The organism is Mucilaginibacter jinjuensis, assembly GCF_028596025.1.
Taxonomy (GTDB): Bacteria; Bacteroidota; Bacteroidia; order Sphingobacteriales; family Sphingobacteriaceae; genus Mucilaginibacter; species Mucilaginibacter jinjuensis.
The window spans coordinates 3,555,561-3,580,035 of record NZ_CP117167.1 but is presented as its reverse complement, the minus strand read 5'-3'; the positions used below and the strand labels follow the sequence as shown (position 1 = coordinate 3,580,035).

Here is a 24,475-nt window from a genome sequence, read left to right as displayed (position 1 = left end):
TCTTTAACTATAGTTGTAATCTATAAGAGCGCCAATAGTAATTTAAAAAATAATTTATTTTATTAATTGCTAATTTAATCTACTATATTGTTATTGTAATAAGAATACTGCTATATTTATAACACCAGTTAGCCGAATTAAACCTTATTCCAGGTACTGTATTGTGAGAAGATACATCTTGGGATTATAACACCATAATTGCCCATGCGAATTGTATTGCCTTATGTTTTCGAACAGTTGAAGCAAGAAGTATTAGATAAAGCAGGATTAACAATTATTACCCCCTCTGATTGTCAGCTGTTAGCGCTTAACATTTCTAAACAAACCAGAAAGCAAATAAGCGATACCACTATAAAAAGGATATATGGTTTTGCATTAAGCAGTTCTGTACCATCACTTTATACATTAAACCTGCTTTCGGAATATTGCGGCTATTCTTCATGGGATTATTTTTGCGATGAACATTCTAAAAAGCAGATTAAGCCCCAGGCAAAGTCTGTTGAGAAGACAAGTGATGTACTTGATGTTTTGCGTAAAACTACGCACAATACGCTCCAGGCGTTAAAAAATAAATCAGTAATCCCATTTAATTTAACTATTGAAAGAGAAAGCATTAATGAGCATCTGGATGTTTTTTTGGCAGGAGAGTACCGCGCAACCATTTTAACATCGCCGGCAGGCTATGGTAAAACAATTGGTTTATGCCGATGGGTCGAATCGCACCTTAACAAAATGCTGGTTACCCATAATACTGATGTTGTGCTTTTTTTAAATAGCAAGGTATTAATGGGGCTTTCGCCGGGTATCAATTTAACTGACTGGCTTTTGGCTTTAATGGGTTTACCTGCAGGTAATGGTTTTGATACGATAGTAGATATCGACGGGTTAAGACACAATAACTTTTACCTGATAATAGATGAGTTTGATGGCAATGTTTTTAAGACTGAGCAATTAGATTTGTTATTTAGTATGCTGCTTGATTTTTTAGCAATCAGTAGTGACTGGCCTGGTTTTAAGTTGATATTAACTATGCGTTCGGCTTCATGGATTACCTGCAAACGGAGACTTTTGCTTGATAACCGCATGGATGAATGGTTTATTGGTTTTATGAGCGATGAGCACGAGGAAAGAAACGTGCCGGTATTCAGCACTCATGAAATTAAAGAACTTTGCAGGCGCATTAACCCGGCTATAAAAATACCTGATGTGCTACATCCAGAGGTATCCGCATTTTTTAGTTATCCTTTGTTTTTCCAGTACTATTATCAGAAAAACCATACCGATTTCCTTTTAGATGAGCTGGATCATTTCAGGATTTATGAGGTGATCTCATCTTATATATTTGATAAGATTTATGCAGGGAAATTTACTACTGAAAAGGTTTTATTACTTAGGATACTGATAGCTAACGGCCAATTTAAAGACGGGAAATTTTTAATAGACAAGCTAAAGATCTACGATCATTTAAAAACTTACAGGGATGCATATAATGACCTGATTAGTATAGGCTTTTTGCGCGAGTTAAATCGTTGCAAAGAGGCCATGTACGATGAGTACATTGAATTTACCAATAAACGGTTATTTGCAGCTGTAATGGCCGCCCAATTATTGCATGATTGCGGCGACTATAATAGTGAGTTATGCCTCAAAATATCGGATACGATAATACCAGAGTACAGGGTTATGGTACTTAAATGGTGCATATTTAATGGGGTTAAAAATAAGCAATACCAGATATTTACCCACCTGCATAAAATTGACCTGTATGCTTCCGAAAGGGCAATACTGCTCACATTTTTAAGCAGCCTTATTAAAAGAAATTTTCTGCTTCCTGCAGATGCCAAAGTGGGTGAAATATTCTTTGCCGATCAGAATGGCATATTCAATTACTTTTTTGGGTACGAGTTTGTATCACTTGAGTACGAACAGGCATTAAAGGAGCTTTTAACGCTCAATTTAAATGAAACTTTAAAAATATGGATCAATACCTGTCTATCCATCGTTTATATTATCCAGCTTAACAGCGAGGCATTAGAAGAGCGTATAAAAATATTAAGAAGATTCCCTGACGAGGCTTTTGTCGACTTTCCGATCAATCCTCTTTACTGTGTTGAAACTATTTACAGTTACTTTAAATTTGGTGTAATACCTAAAAGGGCATTGGTGCAAATCACCCGCTTTTTGTTTAACGGGCCATCTGCAAAAAATAACCCGATCGGCTCAAATAATGTTTTGTATCTGCTGGCTTTAACCACACTGTCTTTGTCAAATAATAAATCGAAGATGATTAGGTTTATTACTCAGCTTAATCATTATAATAATGTTGGGGGCACACACAATTTAACGTACCATTTCTTCCTTCAAATAGGGCTTGCTGATACTTATTTTGCTGCCGGTGATGTTGAAACGGGGCTTCAGATCTATACCGAACTACAGAAAAATTATAAGGTCGATCATCTTAAATATACACCTTACATGCGGGCTTGTCTTGATTTATTATCAGCCCACGCACTTCAATATCATAGTGATATCGACTATCTGAAGCGGGTTATCGAAAAAATGATCAATAACACAGAGAAGTCTGGTTATAAGCTACTTAAAGCCAATACGCTGTCTTATTATCTCGAGTATGAGAATTTCAATAAAATGTCTGATCTGAACAGGGCTGCTTATATGAAGTTTAAAAAATACCTGCATTCTACCAGTTTTAACCCACAATGCTACCTGTTTAATTATTACACCGCAGGAGAGAAGATAATGTCCTGATCATCGATCAATAATTTTGTTAAAGCCCGCTTTTTTGCGGGCTTTTTTTGTGCAATAATTTTAAAAACAGGCAGCATAATTGCAATGGTTTGATCGCCTACGAAATTTATTACGTTCCGGATTTAAAAATCTTAAAATAACTAAAATGAACAGCTCCTGAATATCATGAATAAAGTGTTCCTAACACTATTTTAAAGTACGTCGTAGATATGTATAAATATTTTTTCACCGACGTGCCTTATGAAAGTTTTTACCTTTATCACCTCGTGCTTCCTGCTCATAATCTGCTTATTAACAGGAATAACAAGCAATGCGGTCGCCCAGCGAACCTTTGCTTCATCCACACAAACCGGATCTTCAAGTGTACTCTGTCTCGGTTGTACGGTAACCAATCCGGGTAGCGCAGCCGATGGTAATTTGCAAACTTTTTCAACGCTGAATGTTGGCGTTGGCGTGGGAGCATCAACCTGGGAAGAATTATTATTTCCCGGCGCACCTACTACAAAAGTGCCTGCAAATACCCCGGTATCCATCAAATTGGGGAGCGGCAACAATTTGCTCAGTGTGCAGGCTTTGGGTGCAATCACCGTGCAGGCATACAACAATGGCACTGCAATTGGTTCACCCATTTCGGCCAGTAGTTTGATAACCTTGCTGGCTAATAATAATCAGACAGAATTAACGTTTACGCCAACGCAGCAGTACGACAGGGTAAGGGTAACACTCAACGGAGGTTTAGTCGGTGCGTTAAACACAATTTATTTATATGAGGCATTTTACCCCGTAAGCGGGGCGGTTGCCTGTAACACTGCATTTGATGAATTGGATGGGATCTCATCCAACCTGCTCGGCCTTGGCAATTTAGGGATAGGCGGAGTACAAAACCCGCAAAATGCGATAGATGGCAACCCAGCCACGGCAGCAACATTGAACGCCGGCATAGGTTTGGCGGGGGCTGCTGCAACAGAAACAGCCATCTTTTCAAACGTATCTACCATAGGCGATTCTGTTCGCTTAACCATATCACTTCCGCAGGCGTTAATTGATGCGGGGGTAACCAGCCATATCTCGGTAACCACATTCAATGGTAATACAAGTAACAACGATACACAAAGTTTAAGCGGCGGATTATTAACACTGAGGCTGCTCGATGGGGCCACTGGCTTGCAAACGGTAACTTTTGCACCAACAAGCACTTTCGACAGGGTGCAGGTTACCTTAGGGGGAGGGTTAGCCAATGTGCTATCAACCATGAATTTGTATGAAGTACAACGGGTTATCCCAAGGCCTATTGTTAAATTTAATAACATAGTAACAAACAATGTACAGCTTTGTACAGGAGGTTCGGCGGCGTTAACTGTTACAGCTGTTCCAAATACTACTTTTACCTGGTACACTACCGCAACCGGCGGTAGCCCGGTAGCTACAGGTACAAGTTTTACTGCCGGCCCACTAAATTCAACTACTACTTATTATGTGCAGGCTAACCGTACCGGTTGTACCGATGCATCAGACCGTACGCCAGTAATCATAATAGTAAACACAATACCAACAGCACCAGTTATTGCCAACAATGCTCAAACCATTTGCCCCGGCCAAACAGCCACATTTACAGCAACAGCTGTTACGGGTGTTACCGTAAATTGGTATACCGCGGCAACTGGCGGAACGCCAATAGCCACTGGTAATAGTTTTACTACACCTGCATTAAGCGCAAATACAACTTATTATGCCGAAGCCGTTTCGGGCGGCACTTGTACCAGCCCGGCGCGTACACCGGTAACTGCAACAATAAGCACTTTACCAGCCACACCGGTAATTACTACACCTAACCCAATGATATGCGATGGTGCAAATGCGGTGTTGGCGGTTGATAACCCCGTTGCCGGTTTAACTTATAACTGGTACGGCACATCAACAGGCGGAACGCTTTTAGGTACAGGTACTAACTTTACCACGCCGGCTTTACACAACAATACCAGTTATTATGTAGAGGCTGTAAATGCCACAGGTTGCAGCAGTACAGCGCGTGCGCAGGCAAATGTTACCGTATCACCACTTCCGGCCGATCCAACATTATCTGCCAATAATACAACGGTAACAGCGGGGCAGGCGGCAACTATCAATGTAACCAATGCGCAAACAGGCGTAAATTACAATTGGTATACATCGGCCACTGCAGCTACTCCTGTATTTACAGGCAATACTTACACTACACCGTTACTGTATGCGCCAACTACTTATTACGTGAGTGGTAGCAACAGTACTGGTTGTACATCTGTTAACAGAACGGCAATTACTATTAACGTTACTATTAATAATAATACACCATGTAGCTTTGCCAATGTACAAACACAGGATGTTAATGGTTTATGTATTGGTTGCAGCATTACCAACCCGGCTTTATCTGCCGATGCCGATACCACAACCGCATCAACAGTTAGCGTTTTAGCTGGTTTGATTGGAGGCTATGCTGGTCAGCAACTGGTTTTCCAACAACCAGGTTTGGCAGGCGATACCATTAAATTAGGCTTACAATCAAACGCTAATTTATTAACTGCCGGGGTTGCAAGTTCAGTACAGGTAATTGTATACAACGGCGCAACACAGGTAGCTACTTACAATTTAGATAACTCACTCATTAAGGTGAGATTATTAGGCGGCGGTACTGGTCGTTATGTTGTGACTATACCCGCAACAGGAGCTTATGACAGGGTAACCATCCGGTTAAACTCTGGCGTAGCCGGATTGATAAGTACCCTGCAAATTTACTATGCGCAGCAAATATTCCAGCGGCCGGTAATCAACCCGCTTAGTCCTGAGATTTGTAAAGGCAGCTCGGCCACATTAAATATAACATCACCAGCCAGCGGAACCTTTACCTGGTACGATGCCCCAACCGGCGGCACCGTTGTAAATAATGGCGCAAACTTTAATACTCCTGCGCTAAACGCCAACACAACGTATTATGTAGAATATTCGCGCAATGGTTGTGTTAGTCCGGTACGTTTCCCGGTATCTATATTGGTTGATAATACACCTGCGGCACCAACGGTGGCTGCAAACAACGTAACCATCACCAGCGGACAAACTGCTACACTGGTTGCAACTCCGCCAACCAATGCAACTATTAACTGGTATACTGCAGCAACAGGCGGCACGCCGGTAGCTACAGGCAGTACATTTACTACGCCTCCGTTAACAAACAATGCAATTTATTATGCCGAGAGTGCATCGGGCAGTTGCGTATCGCCAACCCGTACCCCGGTTAACGTAACTGTAAACCCTATAGTAATACCTGATATTACAGTTACACCGCCAACGCAAACTATTAACCCAGGCCAGACTACCACATTCACCGCATCTTCAACCACACCGGGTGCAGTGTTTAACTGGTACACAACTGCAACAGGCGGCACACCAATTTTTACAGGTGCAACTTATAACACACCTGCCGAGTTTGCCAATACCACTTTTTATGCCGAAGCCACCGTACCTGCAACAGGCGCTGTATCTGCAACAAGGGCACCTGCCAATGTAGTAGTAACCCAAACCGGTGTTAACCCGGTTGCCTGCGACGCTGCCATAGCGCAAACCACAGATGTTAACGGCCTGGTTTGTATAGGATGTAGCGTTAACAATGCTGCCGGTGCAGTAGATAACGATAGAAACACCTTCTCTCAATTAAATACTACCGTTGGCTTGGTTGGTGCTTACGTAGGCCAAACACTTCGCTTTGCTGCTACAGGCCACGCCGCCGATAGTGTTGTTGTTGAATTAGGTATCCCTGGTTCGTTGGCTAATATCAGCGTACTTTCTAACATCAGCATCGCTACCTATAATGGTACAACATACAATAACGACCGCTTTAATGTAAACGGCGCACTATTACATATTACTTTACTAAACGGAACAAACCTTTTCAGAGTAGCATTTGCTGCAACAGCAGATTTCGACAGGGTAGAGATCAGGAATAACTCTACTGTTGGAGTGTTAAGCTCATTAAATGTTTATGATGCTACGCAGGAGGTAGCTGCGCCAACCATCGCATCTACAGGTACTAATATTTGTGCCGGATCGCAAACTACACTAACGGCAACCGCCAGCAGTGATGCAACCGTAAAATGGTACACAGCAGCAACCGGTGGTACAGCAATAGCAACAGGCCTTGTATTTACCACACCGGTTCTTAATGCCAATACAACTTATTATGCCGAAGCCAGCAGAACAGCTGATGGTTGCGCGCAAGCAGTGCGTACACCTGTTACTGTAACTGTTAACCCGATACCTGTAGCACCGGTGGTGGCAACCAATAACTTTACCATCTGCTCTGGCAGTACAGCTACTTTTGCTGCAACTCCTGTAAGCGGTGTAACAGTTAACTGGTACGATGCTTTAACCGGCGGTACACTGGTAGGCACAGGCAATTCATTTACCACTCCTGCTTTAACTGCAACTACTTCTTACTATGCTGAAGCTGTCGGCGCAGGATCATGCCCAAGCCCGGCACCACGTACACAGGTAACAGCTACTGTTAATAATACAGTTACAGTGCCGGTATTGGCACAAAATGCAGTAGCTGTATGTTCTGGCTCGCCGGCTGTGCTTAGTGCAACTTCAACACAACAAGGTGTAACCTTTAACTGGTACACTACTGCAACAGGTGGTACGCCGGTATTTACAGGTGCACAATTTACCACGCCTGCTTTAACAGCAAATACAAGTTATTTTGTAGAAGCCGTAGCCGGTACCTGCGTTAGCCCAACCCGTGCCGAGGCAGATGTTACCGTAAACCCGCTACCTGTAGCGCCAACTGTAGCTATCAATCCGGCAAATGCCCAGATCCAATCCGGTCAAACTGCTACGCTTACAGCGTCGTCAACAACTTCGGGTGCAACCTTTAACTGGTATACTGCCGCTACAGGTGGCACACCAATAGCAACGGGTGCTACATTTACTACCCCAGCTTTAACATCAACTACAACCTATTATGCTGAGAGCATTAGCCCAACAGGTGGTTGCCCAAGTAGCACACGTACTGCGGCTACTGTAAATGTTATACCGGTATTTTCTACCAGTTGCGATTTTGCATCATCACAAACTTTTGATGTAAACAGTGGTGCATTATGTGCTGGTTGTGGAGTTGACAATCCGAACAATGCGGTAGATAATGATCTTACCAATGTGAGCCACCTGCATATCCTTGTGGGAGCAGTCGGTTCGTATGTTGCCCAAACCTTAATATTTGGTGAAAGCGGAACCGTAGGCGATTCTGTTACTGTAGCCTTAAATTTCCCGGCTGCCATTATTTCAGCAGGCTTGTTGAACAGGATCAGCATTGCATCATTTAACGGTGCTACCAATAACGGTGATGCTATTTTCCTCGATAATAACGCGATTAAATTACAAGTATTAGCTAATGGTACATCAGCCTTAATTCGCTTTGCGCCACAAGCTGCGTTTGATAGGGTAGTAGTTACCTTAAACAGTGCTTTGCTTGGTGTAAACAATTCTGTTGATATACTATACGCCAGCAAGCAGGTTGAAAAACCACAATTGGCAACATCAACCATTAATGCTTGTTCGGGCAGCGATGCCACATTTACCGTAAGCAATGCACGTGCAGGGGTAATTTACCAATGGTACGATGCTTCTACAGGTGGTACATTGCTACACACCGGTAATACTTATACAGCAACCAATGTAACAACAACCACTACATATTATGTACAAAGTGCAAGATCGGCCAATAACTGTCCTAACCCTAACCGCGTTGCTGCAACTGTAAACGTTACACAATCTCCGGTTAACGCCATTGTAAGTGTAACAGGTTCTCCGGCATGTTCAGGTGATCAGGTAACCTTAACTGTTACCAATGCGGGTACTAACACAGTGAACTGGTATGATGCACTAACTGGCGGTAACCTGGTATTTACAGGCCCGGTTTACACCGTATCGCCAATTTCATCAGTTACTTATTATGCCGAATTAGCTAATGGTACCTGTACCAGCCCAGCCAGGGCACCGGGTGCTATTACAGTTAACCCTCGTCCATTAGCACCGGGTGTAGTATCCAACAATGTGAGTGTATGTCTTGGAGCATCTGCCACCTTACAAGTGTTAAGCCCTGAAGCAGGTGTTACCTACAGTTGGTATGCCGCTGCTACAGGTGGTGCAGCTTTGGCGCAAGGTACATCCTACAATACACAACCCATTTTAGCCAATACTACTTTTTATGTAGAGGCATCTAACGCATCAGGCTGTATTAATAATGGTGGCCGTACAGCTGTTAATGTAACCACTAACGGACAAATTGCTGCACCAACATTAAGCGCCTCAGCAACGTCCGTATGTACCGGTGGAAGTGCAAGCATCAGCGTTGTTAATCCAATAGCCGGTCTTCAATATAACTTCTATACCGTAGCAACAGGTGGTACACCGGTATTTACAGGTACAACGCTTACATTGAACAATGTTACTGCCGATGCCACTTATTATGTAGAAGCAAGCAACGGAACTTGTACCAGTGCAACCCGTACGCAAACAGATATCACCGTTGTACCTCCGCCAACACCTCCGACTATACAATCAGCTTCTGGTAGTTTGAGCGTATGTTCTGGCGCATCTGCAACGTTGAGCATTGTAAACCCACAAGCGAATGAAGTATATCGCTGGTACGATGCAGCTACAAACGGTACTTTATTATTTACCGGTACCGAATTCCACACACCGGCATTATCAACCAATACAACTTATTATGTAGAAGCTGCACAGGCCGGAAATTGTAACCCATCAACCCGTACATCTGTAACAGTTACTGTTAACGGATTACCTGCTGATCCAACCCTGGTTAATGCTACTGTACCTGTTTGTTTGGGTGGTAATGCAACACTGGCGGTAGCTTCACCACAACCGGGTATTACTTATCTGTGGTACAATAATCCAACATTAACTACGCCAGTATTTACCGGCCAGCCTTTTGTAACAGGTGCCATTACAGCTAACACAACTTATTACTTAGTTGCCATGAACGCCACCGGTTGCACCAGTGCTAATGCAGCTACCGCACAGGTAACTATATCACCTGCACCGGGCGCTCCTGTAGTTGCCAACGGTGCTACGGTAGAAAGCTGTGCAGGTTCGCCGGTTACGCTTAATATTTCTAACCCTCAGGTAGATTTAACTTATAAATGGTACACCACTGCTACAGGTGGCAGTGCAGTAGGTACAGGTACAAGCTTTACAACCGGCAACCTTACAACCAGCATCACTTATTATGCTGAAGCTGTAAATTCTACAGGTTGTACTTCTGATACCCGTACAGCAGTTACTATCGATGTTAATCAATTACCGGTTGCACCTGTAGTAACAGCTCAGGGTGGCTCAACTACGCCATCGGTATGCTCGGGTAGAAGTACTGTACTTACAGCTACAAGCACAACCGCAAACGTGATCTTCAACTGGTACACTGCGGCAACTGGCGGTACGCCGATATTTACAGGGGCAACTTATACTACAGATCCACTGACTGCTAACACAACATTTTATGTTGAAGCAGTAACCAGTACCGGATCATGCCCATCGGCCACACGTACTGCGGTGCAGGTTACTATCAGCAATACAACGGCAACAGCACCACAGGTAAATGCTGCTGATTTAACTGCCTGTCAAAATAGCACAACAACTATACACGTCCTTAACCCTGATCCGGCTACTACTTACAATTGGTACACCGCATCAACAGGCGGCAGCCCGATATTTACAGGCTCTGCCTATACCACGCCACAATTAACAGTCAACACAACTTATTATGTAGAAGCTGTTAACCCGACAAGCTGTAACCCATCTGCACGTACAACAGCAGCGGTAACAGTTAATGGTTTACCTGCCGATCCAACCCTGGTAACAGCAAATATGCCGGTTTGTATGGGCAGTACAGCAGCATTGGCAGTAGCATCACCACAACCAGGTATTACTTACCAATGGTTTGATGATGCAGGGCTTACCCACCAGGTAGCTACAGGTGCAAACTTTACCACACCTGTTATAAATGCTAATACAACTTATTACCTGCGTGCGGTTAATGGTAATGGCTGTAACAGTGCCAACACGGCAATTGCACAGGTAACCATATCAACCGCGCCAACCGCACCGATCATTGCCAACGGTTCAACCGTTGAAAGTTGTGCAGGTGCATCGGTAACGTTAACCATCTCTAATCCTCAATCTGGGTTTGTTTATAATTGGTATGCTGCAGCTACAGGAGGTAGCCCGGTAAATACTGGTATTAGCTTCAACACGGCTGCACTTACAACAGGTGTTACCTATTATGCAGAAGCTGTGAACGCAACCGGTTGTATTTCAGGCACACGTACACCGGTTGTTATTGATGTTAATCCAATACCGGCTGCCCCTGTAGTAACAGCTCAGGGTGGCTCAGCAACCCCATCAGTTTGTTCTGGCAGCAGTGCTGTACTGACTGCAACCAGCACAACACCAAATGTTAACTTTAACTGGTACACAGCAGCAACAGGCGGTACACCGGTATATATGGGTGCAACTTATACTACCGATCCGCTTACTGCCAATACCACTTTTTATGTAGAAGCAGTGAGCAACAGCGGCGGTTGTGTTTCAACCACACGTACAGCGATACAGGTTACTATCAACAATACCATAGCCACACAACCAGTGGTAAATACTGCTGACCTGAATATCTGCCAGAATAATTCAACAACAATCCATGTTACCAATCCTGATGCCTCAACAGTTTATAACTGGTATACAGCAGCAACAGGCGGCACGCCAATTTTTACAGGTACGGCATACACAACAGCTGTATTATCTGCCAATACTACTTATTATGTAGAAGCAGTAAGCAGCCAAAACTGTAGCCCATCAACCAGATTGGCTGCAACAGTTACCGTAGTGCCACAACCAGCCACACCGGTACCAACCAATGCTACCATGACAGCTTGTACAGGCAACCCGGTTACGCTTACGGTGTCATCACCTCAATTGGGTATTACTTATAACTGGTACGATTCTCCATCGAAAAACAATTTGTTGGGTACCGGTCCAAGTTATACAACAGGTACAATAACAGCCAACGCTACTTTTTATGTTGATGCAACAAACGGTTCATGTACAAGCCCATCGGTAGGCAGCGTGCAGGTAAGCGTGAGCCCTATACCGGCAACACCGATGCTGGTTAACGCCACAGTACCAACTTGTACCAGCAGCCAGGTTACCCTAAGCGTATCCAGCCCGATGAGTGGTTTCACCTACAACTGGTACACAGCAGCCACAGGTGGTTCACCGGTTTATACTGGTACAGATTTTACTACACCGGTACTATCAGCCAATACTACATTTTATGTAGAAGCCGTAAATGCAGGAGGTTGTAGCTCACCAACACGGGCTACTGCAACAGTAACCGTTTCGGGAGCACCTACAGCACCAGTAATTGCAGGTAATACAATTGTTTGCCCAGGCAGCACTGCTACTTTAACAGCTACCAGTGCAGATCCTAATGCAGTTATCACCTGGTATGCTGCAGCAACAGGCGGTACAGCTTTAGCAACCGGAGCAAGTTTTACTACACCTGCAATTAATGCAGCAACAACATATTACGCCCAGGCCACTAATGCTGGAGGATGCAGCAGTACAACCAGATCGCCAGCCATGATCCAGGTGTACGCTGCGCCAACGGCGCCGGTTGTTACGGCAACAGTTACAGCAACATCGGTAACCTTTACCTGGAATAATGTATCAGGGGCTAGCAGCTACCAGGTGAGTTTAGATAATGGGGCAACGTTTATAACGCCAAGTTCCGGTATTACAGGTTTGACCGAGATCGTTTCGAACCTGCAGCCTAACCATAACATCAGCATCATTGTAAAAGCTATAGGTTCATCACCATGTTTGTTAAGTGCGGTCTCAAACGCAATTACAGCCATAACCCAGAATCCATTGGGTGATGATGTATTCGTACCAAATGCCTTTACACCTAACGGTGATGGTAAAAACGACATTCTGAGTGTGTATAGCAACGCTATCCAAAAACTCGATATGTGGGTTTACGACCAATGGGGCGAGATGCAATTCCACTCCAACACCCAGGCCTCCGGGTGGGATGGTACCTATAAGGGCAAGCCCCAGCCTGTAGGTGTGTATGTGTACTACATCGAAGCAACCATGCAAGATGGACAAGTAGTTAAGAAAAAAGGAACTATTAACCTAATACGATAATGAAAACCAAACTAATCATAATAGCCTTACTGCTCCAAATTGGGGTAGTAATCCATAGCAGCGCGCAGGTAGATCCGCATTTTTCACAATATTATGCGTATCCCTTATGGCTTAACCCGGCATTAACAGGCGTTATTAATGGCGATGCGCGGGTGGCTGCCAACTATAAAAACCAATGGGCAACCATCAATAACGCTTATGAAACAGCAGCAGTTTCTGCCGATTTCAGAGCGACTGATAAGTTAAGCCTGGGTATTAACGTGTTAAACCAGTCTGCCGGTGGTGCGAGTTATAATTACTTCAGCGCTTACGGTTCATTGGGATACGGGATCACCCTGTCTGACGATGGTAACCAGAAACTGCATTTCGGTTTACAGGCTGGTGTAATAAACCGGGCTTTTGATATGAGCAAGTTGCAATTCGGCAGCCAGTATAACCCCGAAATGGGCTTCGATCCTAATCTGCCGAATTTCGAGAACCTGTCTAATACCAGTAGCACCGTATTTGATGCCAATGCCGGGATCTTTTATTACAATGGCGATCCTTCATCTAATCTGAATGCATTTGGTGGGTTTAGTGCGGGCCACTTATCCCGCCCAAAAGATGGTTTATCGGGTGATGGCAGTAGCCGGATCCCTATTCGCTGGACAGCACATGGTGGTGTGCGTATCAGGGCATCAGACTACTTTGATATTGTGCCGAATGCTTTATACATCAAACAACAGGAAACCACTATAAAAGCTTTTGGTGCGTACTCAGAAGTTAAGTTTCAGGATGATAAGGGGTTGATATTTGGTGCATTGTTCCGTGTTAACGACGCTGCAGTTGCCGATGTGGGTTACCATGTAAGCAACATGATCATCGGCGCCAGTTACGATTTTAATACATCAAACCTTAACCGGGCAACTGGTGGCCAGGGTGGGATAGAGCTTTCTATCAGCTATGTATTCAAAAAACGCATGTCGCAACCAGAACCTATTTGTCCAAGACTTTAACCACCTATCATGAAAAAGATCCTTTCAATAATACTCAGTCTTTTCTGCCTCCTATGGGCAGAAAACACCTTCGCGCAATATACTACGGTAAACTTCCGTGCTATGGGTGATAAGGCCTTTCGTAATAAAGATTACTACGAAGCCGCCTACTATTACAGAAAGGCTGCCGAAGGCCTGAAGCTGGTTCCGCAGATCAAAGTTCCATTTACGCCGGACAATAATGGGAAACAACAGCAACAGGTTAAAGCTACCGATCTTAATTATATCCGTTATCAGCTTGCCGAGTCTTATCGTGGCTACGAGAATTATCTCGAAGCCGAGCCCTGGTATTACCAGGTGGTAAATGAAAATGCAGAATCGCAATACCCACTGGTTAGGCTATGGTATGGCGTATGCCTGCGCGCTGATCAGCATTTTGATGAAGCTATTAAACAGCTCGAAATGTTTCAGCACAACTATAAAGGTGATGGTAAACTGGGTGAACTGGCCGAAAAAGAAATTCGTAATTGCCGCTTTGCGAAAGAGCAATACCAATATCCCATACTGCTTAATGTCACCAAGTTAAAAGGTAAATGGAATTCAGATGGCTCTAATTATGCGGTGGTGCGTAGAGATAACAATTTTTATTTCACCTCTTCGCGCATGATTAAAAGTGATAAAAAGCATTTGAATCGCATTTATCACGCCACGCCGGATATGGAGAGCCCGGAAATTGTTAATCTTCGTGATGCTGATAAGGAGAAGGAAACAGAATACGGTACACCATCACTAAGCCCGCAGGGTAACCGGCTTTACCTAACCAGATGGTATAAAATAGGGACTAAAATTATCCATGCCATTTATAAAAGCGATTGGAACGGTAGTGAGTGGAGCAGTCCACAGAAACTAAACTCGAATGTAAATGCCGATGGGTTTAACGCCATTCAGCCCTTTGTTTGTAAGGATGGCAAAACCATGTTCTTCGTTTCTAACAAACCAGGCGGCCAGGGTGGCGATGATATCTGGATGAGTGAACTGGATAGCAACGGAAATCCAATTAGTTCAATCAATTTAGGTTCTACTATTAATACGCCGAGTGATGAGCAAGCTCCCTATTATGATGAAGGTAATAAGAGGCTGATCTACAGTTCGAAAGGATTTATCGGCTTAGGCGGCTTTGATTTCTTTGAAAGCATAGGCCAGCCCGAACATTGGAGCCAGCCACGCAATATGGGTTACCCGATGAACTCGGCTAAGGATGATCTGTATTTTTCGCCTGACCCTGATAACGATACCAAGTTCTATGTAAGCTCTGACCGGGAGTCTGATTGCTGCCTGGAGTTATTCGAGATTATGGACCAGCGTTATTTTGCCGGTGGCTTTTTGGTTGATTGTAATACGCACAAGCCGCTGGGTGGAGCAATGGTTACACTGATTGATTCGTTGAGCAAGGAGAATATAAAGCAAATAACCCTGGCTAAAGACGGCAAGTATACTTTTAAGATTACCACCAAACGCCCTTATAACTTAATGTTTGAGAAAGACGGTTACTTTACCAAAGTACTGCCATTGCCTAAAGGTGGCAGAACGGTTGCAGATACATTATTCGGCCCGGATGTATGTTTACAGGCATTTGTGGTTGATAAGCCAATGGTTATCAATAATATATTGTATGATTTTGGTAAATCGACTTTAAGGCCGGAATCAGAAACCGAATTGAACGGAGTGGTAACCATCCTGAAAGATAACCCGAAATTTAAGATAGAGCTCAGTTCGCACACCGACTCTATTGGCAGCGATGCTTATAACGATAAGCTGTCGCAAGACAGGGCACAATCATGTGTAGACTATATTATTTCGAAAGGGATAGAGGATACTCGGGTATTTGCCAAAGGTTATGGAAAAACCAAACCTATTGCACCAAACTCGTTGCCTGATGGTAAAGACAATCCGGATGGCCGGCAGTTAAACCGCCGCACAGAATTTACAGTGTTAAAAACAGATTAAGAGGAGAGAGATATGAACACACATTTTTTAGATTCATTTAAAGACATGGGGATAATACAGCTGGTGCTGTCATTTGTATTATGCGTTTACGGTTTTAGTTATTTATTTAAATACGTTTTTGCCCGGTATTACCGTCTGTCGGCCACAGAGCAGGTCGATAAACTGTTAATGGCATTAGCTAATTTTTCGTTAAGTACAGTAAATATTTTATTGCTGTTCCTTTTTAAGGTTTAAAAAAGAAAGCCATACAGTGACACACTGTATGGCTTCTAAAATCAAAAATTGATTTTCGGGGTCTATGTTAAGCCTTTAAAAGAGCAACCAGGTCATTGTTGTTTTGCTGCATAGCATAATCTAATGCAGTTTTATGATTGGTGTCTTGTAATTTTAATTGGGCGCCGTGGCTAAGCAGGGTTTTTACCAGTGCAACATTCTGTGTTTGCACAGCATACATTAATGGGGTAAAACCATTTTTGCTTTGAGCGTTTACGTTTACGTCTTTTTCGATCAGGTAATCGGCAATACGGTCATTTTTAGTTTGGATGGCAATCATTAATGCAGTTTCGCCTTTAGCGTTGGTTGCATCAAGATCTGCACCTTTGTTTTGTAAGTACTTTACTGCAGCGATGTCATTAGTTTTAACTGCGGTGAAAATGTCGTGGGCAAATGCCGTGACCGTTAGGCACAGGGCTACGGAAAGAATGAATAATTTTTTCATTTTTTGTTGGAGTTTTGGGCGTTTATTTGTTTAACAACTGCAAGTACGGAAAATATATTTTATTTGGTTTTACGTTTAAGGCAATGTTAAAAATGCAACCAACTATCCGTTTAACTAATATGAAATAGACTAACTGGTCATTTGATTAAAAAAAAGCATTCAAAACCTGCTATAAAATAGATTATTTATAATCGGTAAAAACGTTACTTAATGTATCCATTACACTAAGCTCAAACCTGTAAGTTGTATGGATTATTAAGGTTTTGTTTTATTCAGAAGATATCCTCACTTGGTAATTTTAGTCAAATCATAGAAAAATATTTCCTTATAGTTTAAGCCGAATGACATTTTAATTACAAAAAAATTCACACCTATAAGTTGTATTGATGGTCTGCTGTGTCAAATTACTATGTGAAACAAATTAACTGCAGTAGCCGGGAAGTTATTTTTATATAAATTAATAACTTGCTAAAGTACAATCGCCTAATAGTTTCGATATGAAAAACATTTCCGGCTTGTTATTTATCTGCTTATTAAATATTCATGTTTCGTATGCACAGCCACGTGCAATCGCTCATAAAACAGATTCCATAAATGCAGTTAAACAAATGCTGCATACAGATTCGTTGCGGAAAAATGTAAAAGGCTTTCCCGTAGAAGCTTTTCATGATACTTTATTTTACATATATGCCAAATTGGGGAGCTTTACAGCAGAAGTGCGTGCCAAAGCAGTGAGCAAACGCATCGAAAAATTGGCCGACGATTACGCTTTCAGCACCGATTCATTAAAAATTACACAAGAGGACGAAACATCTGATATTGCTTATAAAGACCAGTTACTGGTATCTATTTTTGATCAGGATGCCTCATTGCAAAATACTACTAAAGACTCGTTGGCCTTAAAGCTGAAAAATAAGATAGGTAAAGCTGTTATAGATTACCAGGTAAAAACGGGCTGGAAAACTTTACTAAAAGAAACTTTACTGGCCTTGTTGGTAGTGCTGGTAGTGGTTTTATTAATTTATATTATAAGCCGTGCATTTAAGTGGTTTGTAAGAAAAGGCCATGCGTTAAAAGGAAAATTGATCAAAGGGGTAAAGATCAATAATTACGAAGTACTAAATACCGATCAGGAATTTGGGTTGTTAAGCAGCCTGGTAAATCTCATTAAATGGGTTACTATTATTGTTGTTATTTACCTGGCTTTGCCTGTAATGTTCGGCCTGTTTCCTTTTACTCAGGATATTTCTAACCAACTGCTTGCTTATTTCCTCAGTCCATTAAAAAGGATAGGTTTAGCCGTATGGGACTATGTACCTAATTTCATAACCATATTGGTATTGGTTATCATATTTAGATATGTGCTCAGATTTTTTGCTTATCTGAAAAATGAAATAGAAAAGGGAGCCTTAAAAATCCCCGGGTTTTATGCCGACTGGGCTAATCCTACTTATCAAATTGTAAAAGTGCTCACCCTTGCTTTTATGCTGATTGTGATATTTCCTTATATGCCGGGATCAGATTCGCCCATATTTAAAGGCGTGTCTGTATTTATGGGGGTACTCTTTACCTTCGGGTCGGCAGGTGCGCTCAGCAATATTGTAGCCGGGTTAGTGCTTACCTATATGCGGGCATTTAAAATAGGCGACAGGGTGCAGATAGGAGAGATTACCGGCGATATATTTGAAAAAACGATATTGGTTACCCGCATACGTACCATCCAGAATGAGATTGTATCCATCCCAAATTCAACGGTGATGAGCAGCCACACCAAAAATTTCAGTAGCGAGGCGTCAGAGAAGGGGTTGATTGTGTATACTACCGTTACTATTGGCTATGATGCTCCCTGGCGGCAGGTACATCAATTACTCATCGATGCTGCATTAGATACACCGATGATTGAGCAAGAACCTACACCTTATGTACTGCAAACAAGCCTGGATGATTACTATGTGAGTTACCGGATCAATGCTTACACCAAAGAAGCCAACAAACAATCTCGCATATACTCGGCCTTACATGCCAATATTCAGGACCATTTTAATAAAGCAGGGGTGGAGATCATGTCGCCGCACTATAAAGCGCTTCGGGATGGCAATGCCATAACTATCCCTACTGATTACCTGGATAAAGATTATGTGCAACCGGCCTTTCAGACAGAATCCAGAGACAAGAGCCAGGAAACAAGAACCAAGATGCAAAACAAAAAGCAAGAGTAGTCTTGTCTCTTGTTTCTAACTTCTTGTCTCTATACTTAAAATATCTCACCCACATCAATAAACAACCCTCTCGAGCCTTCGCGACCAAAACCATAATCAACAGCGATATTAGTACGCGATGTTTTATTGAGTTTAAGCCTTAAACCGGGGCCCAAGGCGGGCTGGATAGCTTGTAATTTAGTGCCTTGCTGTGCGGATAAGCTTTCGGCATTTACAAAAAATACACCGCCGAGTAAACCATTATTGGTGATCTTAAAGCGGTACTCGCTTTCGGCATAAACCATTTGTGCCCCCCTGAAACGACCTTGAATATATCCGCGACCAGTGGCAGAGTTAGGATCCCATGAGGTACTCGGTAAGTTAAGGTACGATGGGTTACCGCCCAATATCAGCCAATCATAAGACCAGAAAGCCAATACATTATCAGAACCTGCCGGGAACCTGATGTATTTGCGCAGATCAATAATCAATGATTGCCAATCTTGCGTGGAGCCTAAAAATTCCCTGTTATCACGATACTGGATACTGCCATACCAACCTTTAATAGGGTTAATCGAGTTATCCCGTGAATCATGAAGCACATTTAAGGTTAAACCCGATGAAACACTGTGCGAGAATGTACCATACTTAGTATAATCGGATACAACCCCGCTGTTAGCACCAGTTTGTGATACGTTCCAGTAGTTATCTATGGCATAACCTAAACCAGCATACCAGTTACCGGTCACATGTCGTAATGCCGTTTCATAGAAGCGTACAAATGAAAAATCCATCGGGTCTTCATTTTTGATAGATGAGCTGCTACCCAGCCCATAAGTGCTTTGCGGATATTGGTAGTAACGTAAATCGCCCACAAAGTTAAACTTGTTGTTCTTGGTCCAGATGCTGCTTAGCACCGGCATGATAAACTGTTTGTTTTGTGTGTAGGATGCGCTGGCAACAATGGTAGATATTCGCGATTGCGGGCCCGTACGAAAAGCAATATTACCCGATAATACCAGTGCGAATTTAGATACCAGGGTATAACCAACCGCAGGTACTACAGATATTTCGGGTTTAGTGGTAACAGAGTCAGGCTGTGGTGAAGTTTTGGTATGAAACAGCTGATGGATAACGTCGGGCAAGTCTGTCTGGTCGCTCTTTTTAGCCTGGATCTTTGTGGTATCTGTAACATTCTTTTTGCCAGTAACCAGCTGAGGCAGAGATACACTTTTATCGGTCTGGGCTTTTGTGTTAATGCCAAATGCTAACATCAATACAAGGCAAGCCCATAATTTTAAAGATCGTTTTTTCAAACCCAGGGTAATTATTTAGAGATTTGGCGCAATTTTAATACATTTCTGCAATTCAAAGGTAAAGTGCAGGTAATAAAATAACATATTATTTATTTTTATATAAGACATACGAAACTGGAAATACCCTGATTTCATGTTTAATATAATTATATGCCATACACGTACAATCTATTTTCTATATTTAAAACACCAGTTTTAAAGCCGTTTTATTTATGAAAATTATAGCCCATATCCTTATTGCATTTGTTGCCATTGAGCACCTGTATATTTTGTGGATCGAAATGTTCGCCTGGACAACGGTAGGCAAAAAGACATTCAGAACCTTCCCGAAAGAGCTGTTTGAACCAACCAAAGCATTAGCTGCTAACCAGGGTTTATACAACGGTTTTCTTTCGGCCGGGTTAATATGGTCGTTATTGATAACTGATGCCAATTGGAGTGTTTATGTGGCAGAATTTTTTCTGGGCTGTGTAATTGTGGCTGGTATTTATGGTTCATTAACAGCCTCTAAAGGTATTTTTGTAAAGCAAGCCGTACCGGCAATTATAGCCTTAATATTTACTTTGCTGGCCCGATAACAAAAAAGCCAACCATTGAGGTTAGCTTTTACAATAATTGTGGGGTGTATCTGGCTATTTTTTAATTTTGATAGCATCTTTACCTATTAAGAGCAATCAACTACTCCTGCATGGCCTCAGGAGTAGTGTATTGATCGCTTCGCCCCGGTAGTAGTCCTTTATTTCGTTAATTATGAATTGTATAATGATTTTTTAAAGCTTTAAAGGATACAAATACTTTTATTTTTGATTGTATTTTATTAAATAGCTTTAATTTATATTGCAAATATAGTTTTAAAACTACTTAATTATTGAAATGTTGAAAATTTGATGCTGAATATGTTTATAATTTGTTCTTATTGATGGTTTTTTCATCTATTCATTGAATTAAATACGTAAATTTTGTTATTTTATAAGTATTTAATGCGCTTATTGTCTGCTTTTTTGCTTCTTCTACTCAAAAAAGTAGGCGCTTAAGGCACTAAATGTATATCCACTTAAAATGAAAGTCAATATTTTACCTATTTGGCTAGGTAACAGGTTGTATTTCTTCTTAAATGCCGAGGTAAAGTGATGCGCATTCTTATATCCTACAATTTCTGATACTTCACCTACAGTCTTACCTTCTTTTAAGAGTTGATATGCGGAGTCCATCCGTAACTCAAACAGATACCCAAATACCGTATGTCCGAAGAGTTCTTTAAAACCTTTCTTCAACTTAAAATCATTTAACCCGGTTTTGCGTGCCAGTTCAATAAGCGAGCAGGGGGTTTGCAGGTTTTGCTCTACCAGGGTTTTGGCTTCTTCCAATCGCGAAACATCTTCTTTACTAAAGTTTCCGGGCGATGACTGTTTGTTTTCCAGCCGCTCCAGTTGCATCGATAATAGCTCCAGTATCTTGGCCTCCAGGAATATCCTGCGGATATAATCGGGCTGCCCGGCTTTTACCATTTCTTTAATTAGTACCTTAAATCGGCCATCACGGTATTCGTCGGTAGTTACTAAGGTGAATGGTTCCTGGCCGCCGCCTTCAAAGTTTTCGGGTAAAATATCTTTGCCCAATAGTTTGCGGATAAAACGCTGGGTGAGGCAAATGGTAAATACTTCAGTCGGTTGATTTACAACCAGGTCAATATCGAGCGCTGAGCAATAAAAGGTGTGGTACCTGCCTTTCTCTAAGGTTAGGTTAACATCTTCCGTGTTTGATTGTACAGCAAGTTCTCCATCCAGCACAAAATTCATTACCCAGCAAAAGCTGCCGCACTGCAATCGCATGGCCGAAGTAGTATTCACATTAAAGTGACTGTTAAAGAGGCATACCCCTTCAAACCATAACTCTTTGATCTTCATATTTCCCCATTCGGCAGCTGCCGATGAGGTGCGTTGTTCTATGTGTGCGGCCCCGCTAAATTCTTTTGGATAGGCCAGGTTAAGCTGTGATTGCCGGTTAGGCAGAGATGTAAAGTTGATTTGCATATAATCCGTTTCGCGTTGTTTTCAATCCGTTTTGCGTTAACCGCCCAACTGATCTATGGCGCAAATTTGCATCATTATTTTTAATCAGTCTAAATAAATGGAGAAAAAATTTATCTGTGTGTTGATGCTACTCTCTGCAAAGCTGAGCGCACAACAGATAGATACCGCTGCGAGAGATACCAGCAAGGCCAAAAAATTAAAGGAAGTTATTGTAACAGCTACCCGGTCTGCAAAAGATTTAATGACAGTGCCCATGCCGGTAAGTACCATCAGTAATAAAGAAATTAAGAACAGGGGATTGGTGAGATTGGACGAAGTATTGAACGAGCAAACCGGCCTGTCGGTATTACCGGATGCCCACGGTCAGGGTATCCAGATCCAGGGTTTTAGCCCCGATTATACCATGATTATGCTGGATGGACTACCGATCATAGGACGTACCACCGGGATATTAGATCTTACCCGCATCACTACAAACGGTATCGACAGGATCGAAGTAGTAAAAGGCCCGGTATCATCATTATATGGCAGCGAGGCAATGGCGGGTGTGGTAAACCTCATTTCGGCAACACCACCATTGGGTTTCTCCACTTCTGTGGCAGCACGCTATGGTACTAATAAAAATGCCGACTTGTCTTTAAACGCAGCTTATGCCACACCAAGGTTATCTATATCAGGCTTTGTTAACCGTAATAGCAGCGATGGTTATTCGTTGGTGCCCTCATCAGGCAGCCCAACGGTTTCTCCTTTTCATGGGTACACCGTTAATGGCAGGGTTACCTATAAGTTGACACCTAATACAGATCTACGTTTATTGATCAGAAACTACACTAATACTACTAATAACAATTATAGTGTAGATAGCGGGCAGGTAGCCGGTAAAGGAACGGAAAGCAACTTTAGTATCTCGCCATCCATTACGCACCGGTTTTCAGAGAAATTTACAGGCGAGTTGAGATTGTACAGATCTACATACGAAACTACATCGCTGCTCAACTATACCGCTACCAACGCGGTTTACGACCAAACTTATTTTAACCAGGCGTTTAACAGGGCAGAGGTACAGAGTGATTACCAGGTTTACGCCAAATTAAGGGTAACATCAGGAGCAGGTGGTCAATACGAAACAGTGGACGCAACACGGTACGATACCAAACAATCTTTTACATCGGGTTATGTATACGCACAAGGCGATTGGACTCTGATTAAAAAGCTGAACATAATTGCCGGCGGCCGTTTTGATGCGCACAGTGTTTATCGTTCGCAATTTAGCCCGAAACTGGCTGTGAGCTATCAATTGTCAGATAAATTTGTGATCCTTGGCTCGACCGGTAAAGGTTATAAAGCGCCAGATTTCCGTCAGCTTTATCTCAACTTCACCAATGCGGTGGTTGGATACAGTGTATTTGGTTACGAAGAAGCGGCTGCACAAACAGCCAAGCTACAACAACAGGGGCAGATACAAACTATATTGATCGACCCATCCAAACTTCAGCCGCTAAACGCAGAAAGCTCAACAGGATATAACCTGGGTTACCGTTATCGCCCGGTAAAATCATTAATGTGGACAGTTAATTTCTTTCGGAATAATATCCGCGACCTTATTGATGCCGAGCCTATTGCCATCAAAACCAACGGCCAATCGGTTTACTCGTACTTCAACATCCATAGTGTATACACACAAGGAGCGGAGACAGACCTGAGCTATAATTTCCTGAAGCATTGGACTGTGGCCGGCGGCTACCAATATCTACAGGCTTATGATAACAGTGTACTCGACCAGATTAAAGCCGGGCAGGTATACGGTACAGACCCTAAAACCCGCGAAACGGTAAAGGTAACCAAGAGTATGTACGGCGGTTTATTAAACCGATCAAAAAATATGGCCAATGCCCGGATAAACTACCAGGATGATAAAACAGGCATCATTGCATCAGTAAGGGCCATCTATCGCGGTAGGTATGGTTTCTCTGATTTGGATGGTAACGGCATTGTAAACCGTGATGACGAATATGTAAAAGGCTATGTACTCTTTAATGCATCGGTATCTAAACTGTTTTATCACAACCAGCTCCGCTTTCAATTAACGGGCGAAAACCTGGGCGATTATAAACAACCGCTAACCATCAGCAACCTGCCGGGGCGGTTACTTTACGCAGGCTTCACCTATAATTTCAACAAACAATAACTCACAAATAGAAACAAACAAATA

General features: G+C 42.5%; 11 protein-coding genes. 8 read left to right on the top strand and 3 right to left on the bottom strand.

Going from position 1 to position 24,475, the window contains the following annotated elements:
* Positions 1-204 precede the first annotated feature (204 nt).
* The 5 genes from PQO05_RS16015 to PQO05_RS15995 all read left to right on the top strand — a co-directional run bounded on the left by PQO05_RS16015 (position 205) and on the right by PQO05_RS15995 (position 16,232).
* Positions 205-2,766 (top strand): hypothetical protein, encoded by a 2,562-nt coding sequence (locus tag PQO05_RS16015; protein WP_273628387.1) that lies wholly within the window; start codon positions 205-207, stop codon positions 2,764-2,766.
* 240 nt (positions 2,767-3,006) lie between these two features.
* Positions 3,007-13,017, top strand: a complete 10,011-nt coding sequence (locus PQO05_RS16010; RefSeq protein WP_273628386.1) for a T9SS type B sorting domain-containing protein — start codon at positions 3,007-3,009, stop codon at positions 13,015-13,017.
* Complete coding sequence (locus PQO05_RS16005; RefSeq protein ID WP_273628385.1) at positions 13,017-14,012, top strand: PorP/SprF family type IX secretion system membrane protein; 996 nt, start codon at positions 13,017-13,019, stop codon at positions 14,010-14,012. The genes PQO05_RS16010 and PQO05_RS16005 overlap by 1 nt, the downstream gene beginning before the upstream one ends.
* Before the next feature lie 9 nt (positions 14,013-14,021).
* Entirely contained in the window at positions 14,022-15,998 is a 1,977-nt protein-coding gene (locus PQO05_RS16000; protein WP_273628384.1) for an OmpA family protein, read from the top strand.
* A 12-nt stretch (positions 15,999-16,010) separates the two neighbouring features.
* Positions 16,011-16,232, top strand: coding sequence for a hypothetical protein (locus PQO05_RS15995; protein ID WP_273628383.1), 222 nt, complete (start codon positions 16,011-16,013; stop codon positions 16,230-16,232).
* A 67-nt stretch (positions 16,233-16,299) separates the two neighbouring features.
* Here the strand turns inward: PQO05_RS15995 and PQO05_RS15990 are convergent, their stop codons facing one another.
* Complete coding sequence (locus PQO05_RS15990) at positions 16,300-16,716, bottom strand: ankyrin repeat domain-containing protein (RefSeq protein ID WP_273628382.1); 417 nt, start codon at positions 16,714-16,716, stop codon at positions 16,300-16,302.
* Between the two features lie 497 nt (positions 16,717-17,213).
* Between PQO05_RS15990 and PQO05_RS15985 the strand changes: the two genes are divergently transcribed.
* Positions 17,214-18,935: a mechanosensitive ion channel family protein gene (locus PQO05_RS15985; protein ID WP_273628381.1), complete on the top strand. Its 1,722-nt coding sequence runs from the start codon at positions 17,214-17,216 to the stop codon at positions 18,933-18,935.
* A gap of 35 nt (positions 18,936-18,970) precedes the next feature.
* On the opposite strand, the gene PQO05_RS15980 is transcribed toward PQO05_RS15985, so the two are convergent.
* Positions 18,971-20,230, bottom strand: coding sequence for a BamA/TamA family outer membrane protein (locus tag PQO05_RS15980; RefSeq protein ID WP_273628380.1), 1,260 nt, complete (start codon positions 20,228-20,230; stop codon positions 18,971-18,973).
* 212 nt (positions 20,231-20,442) lie between these two features.
* Here PQO05_RS15980 and PQO05_RS15975 point away from each other — a divergent pair, with 212 nt between their 5' ends.
* Positions 20,443-20,808 carry a DUF1304 domain-containing protein gene (locus PQO05_RS15975; RefSeq protein ID WP_273628379.1) on the top strand — a complete coding sequence of 122 codons (366 nt, stop codon included), beginning with the start codon at positions 20,443-20,445 and terminating at the stop codon, positions 20,806-20,808.
* Positions 20,809-21,240: 432 nt separating this feature from the next.
* On the opposite strand, the gene PQO05_RS15970 is transcribed toward PQO05_RS15975, so the two are convergent.
* Entirely contained in the window at positions 21,241-22,263 is a 1,023-nt protein-coding gene (locus tag PQO05_RS15970) for a helix-turn-helix transcriptional regulator (RefSeq protein WP_273628378.1), read from the bottom strand.
* A gap of 97 nt (positions 22,264-22,360) precedes the next feature.
* Here PQO05_RS15970 and PQO05_RS15965 point away from each other — a divergent pair, with 97 nt between their 5' ends.
* Positions 22,361-24,451 (top strand): TonB-dependent receptor plug domain-containing protein, encoded by a 2,091-nt coding sequence (locus tag PQO05_RS15965; RefSeq protein WP_273628377.1) that lies wholly within the window; start codon positions 22,361-22,363, stop codon positions 24,449-24,451.
* Positions 24,452-24,475 lie beyond the last annotated feature (24 nt).

Coding starts and splice junctions, on each gene's coding strand:
- PQO05_RS16015 (WP_273628387.1), top strand. CDS start 205: ATGCGAATTGTATTGCCTTATGTTTTCGAACAGTTGAAGCAAGAAGTA.
- PQO05_RS16005 (WP_273628385.1), top strand. CDS start 13,017: ATGAAAACCAAACTAATCATAATAGCCTTACTGCTCCAAATTGGGGTA.
- PQO05_RS15965 (WP_273628377.1), top strand. CDS start 22,361: ATGGAGAAAAAATTTATCTGTGTGTTGATGCTACTCTCTGCAAAGCTG.
- PQO05_RS16000 (WP_273628384.1), top strand. CDS start 14,022: ATGAAAAAGATCCTTTCAATAATACTCAGTCTTTTCTGCCTCCTATGG.
- PQO05_RS15975 (WP_273628379.1), top strand. CDS start 20,443: ATGAAAATTATAGCCCATATCCTTATTGCATTTGTTGCCATTGAGCAC.
- PQO05_RS15985 (WP_273628381.1), top strand. CDS start 17,214: ATGAAAAACATTTCCGGCTTGTTATTTATCTGCTTATTAAATATTCAT.
- PQO05_RS15970 (WP_273628378.1), bottom strand. CDS start 22,263: ATGCAAATCAACTTTACATCTCTGCCTAACCGGCAATCACAGCTTAAC.
- PQO05_RS15990 (WP_273628382.1), bottom strand. CDS start 16,716: ATGAAAAAATTATTCATTCTTTCCGTAGCCCTGTGCCTAACGGTCACG.
- PQO05_RS16010 (WP_273628386.1), top strand. CDS start 3,007: ATGAAAGTTTTTACCTTTATCACCTCGTGCTTCCTGCTCATAATCTGC.
- PQO05_RS15995 (WP_273628383.1), top strand. CDS start 16,011: ATGAACACACATTTTTTAGATTCATTTAAAGACATGGGGATAATACAG.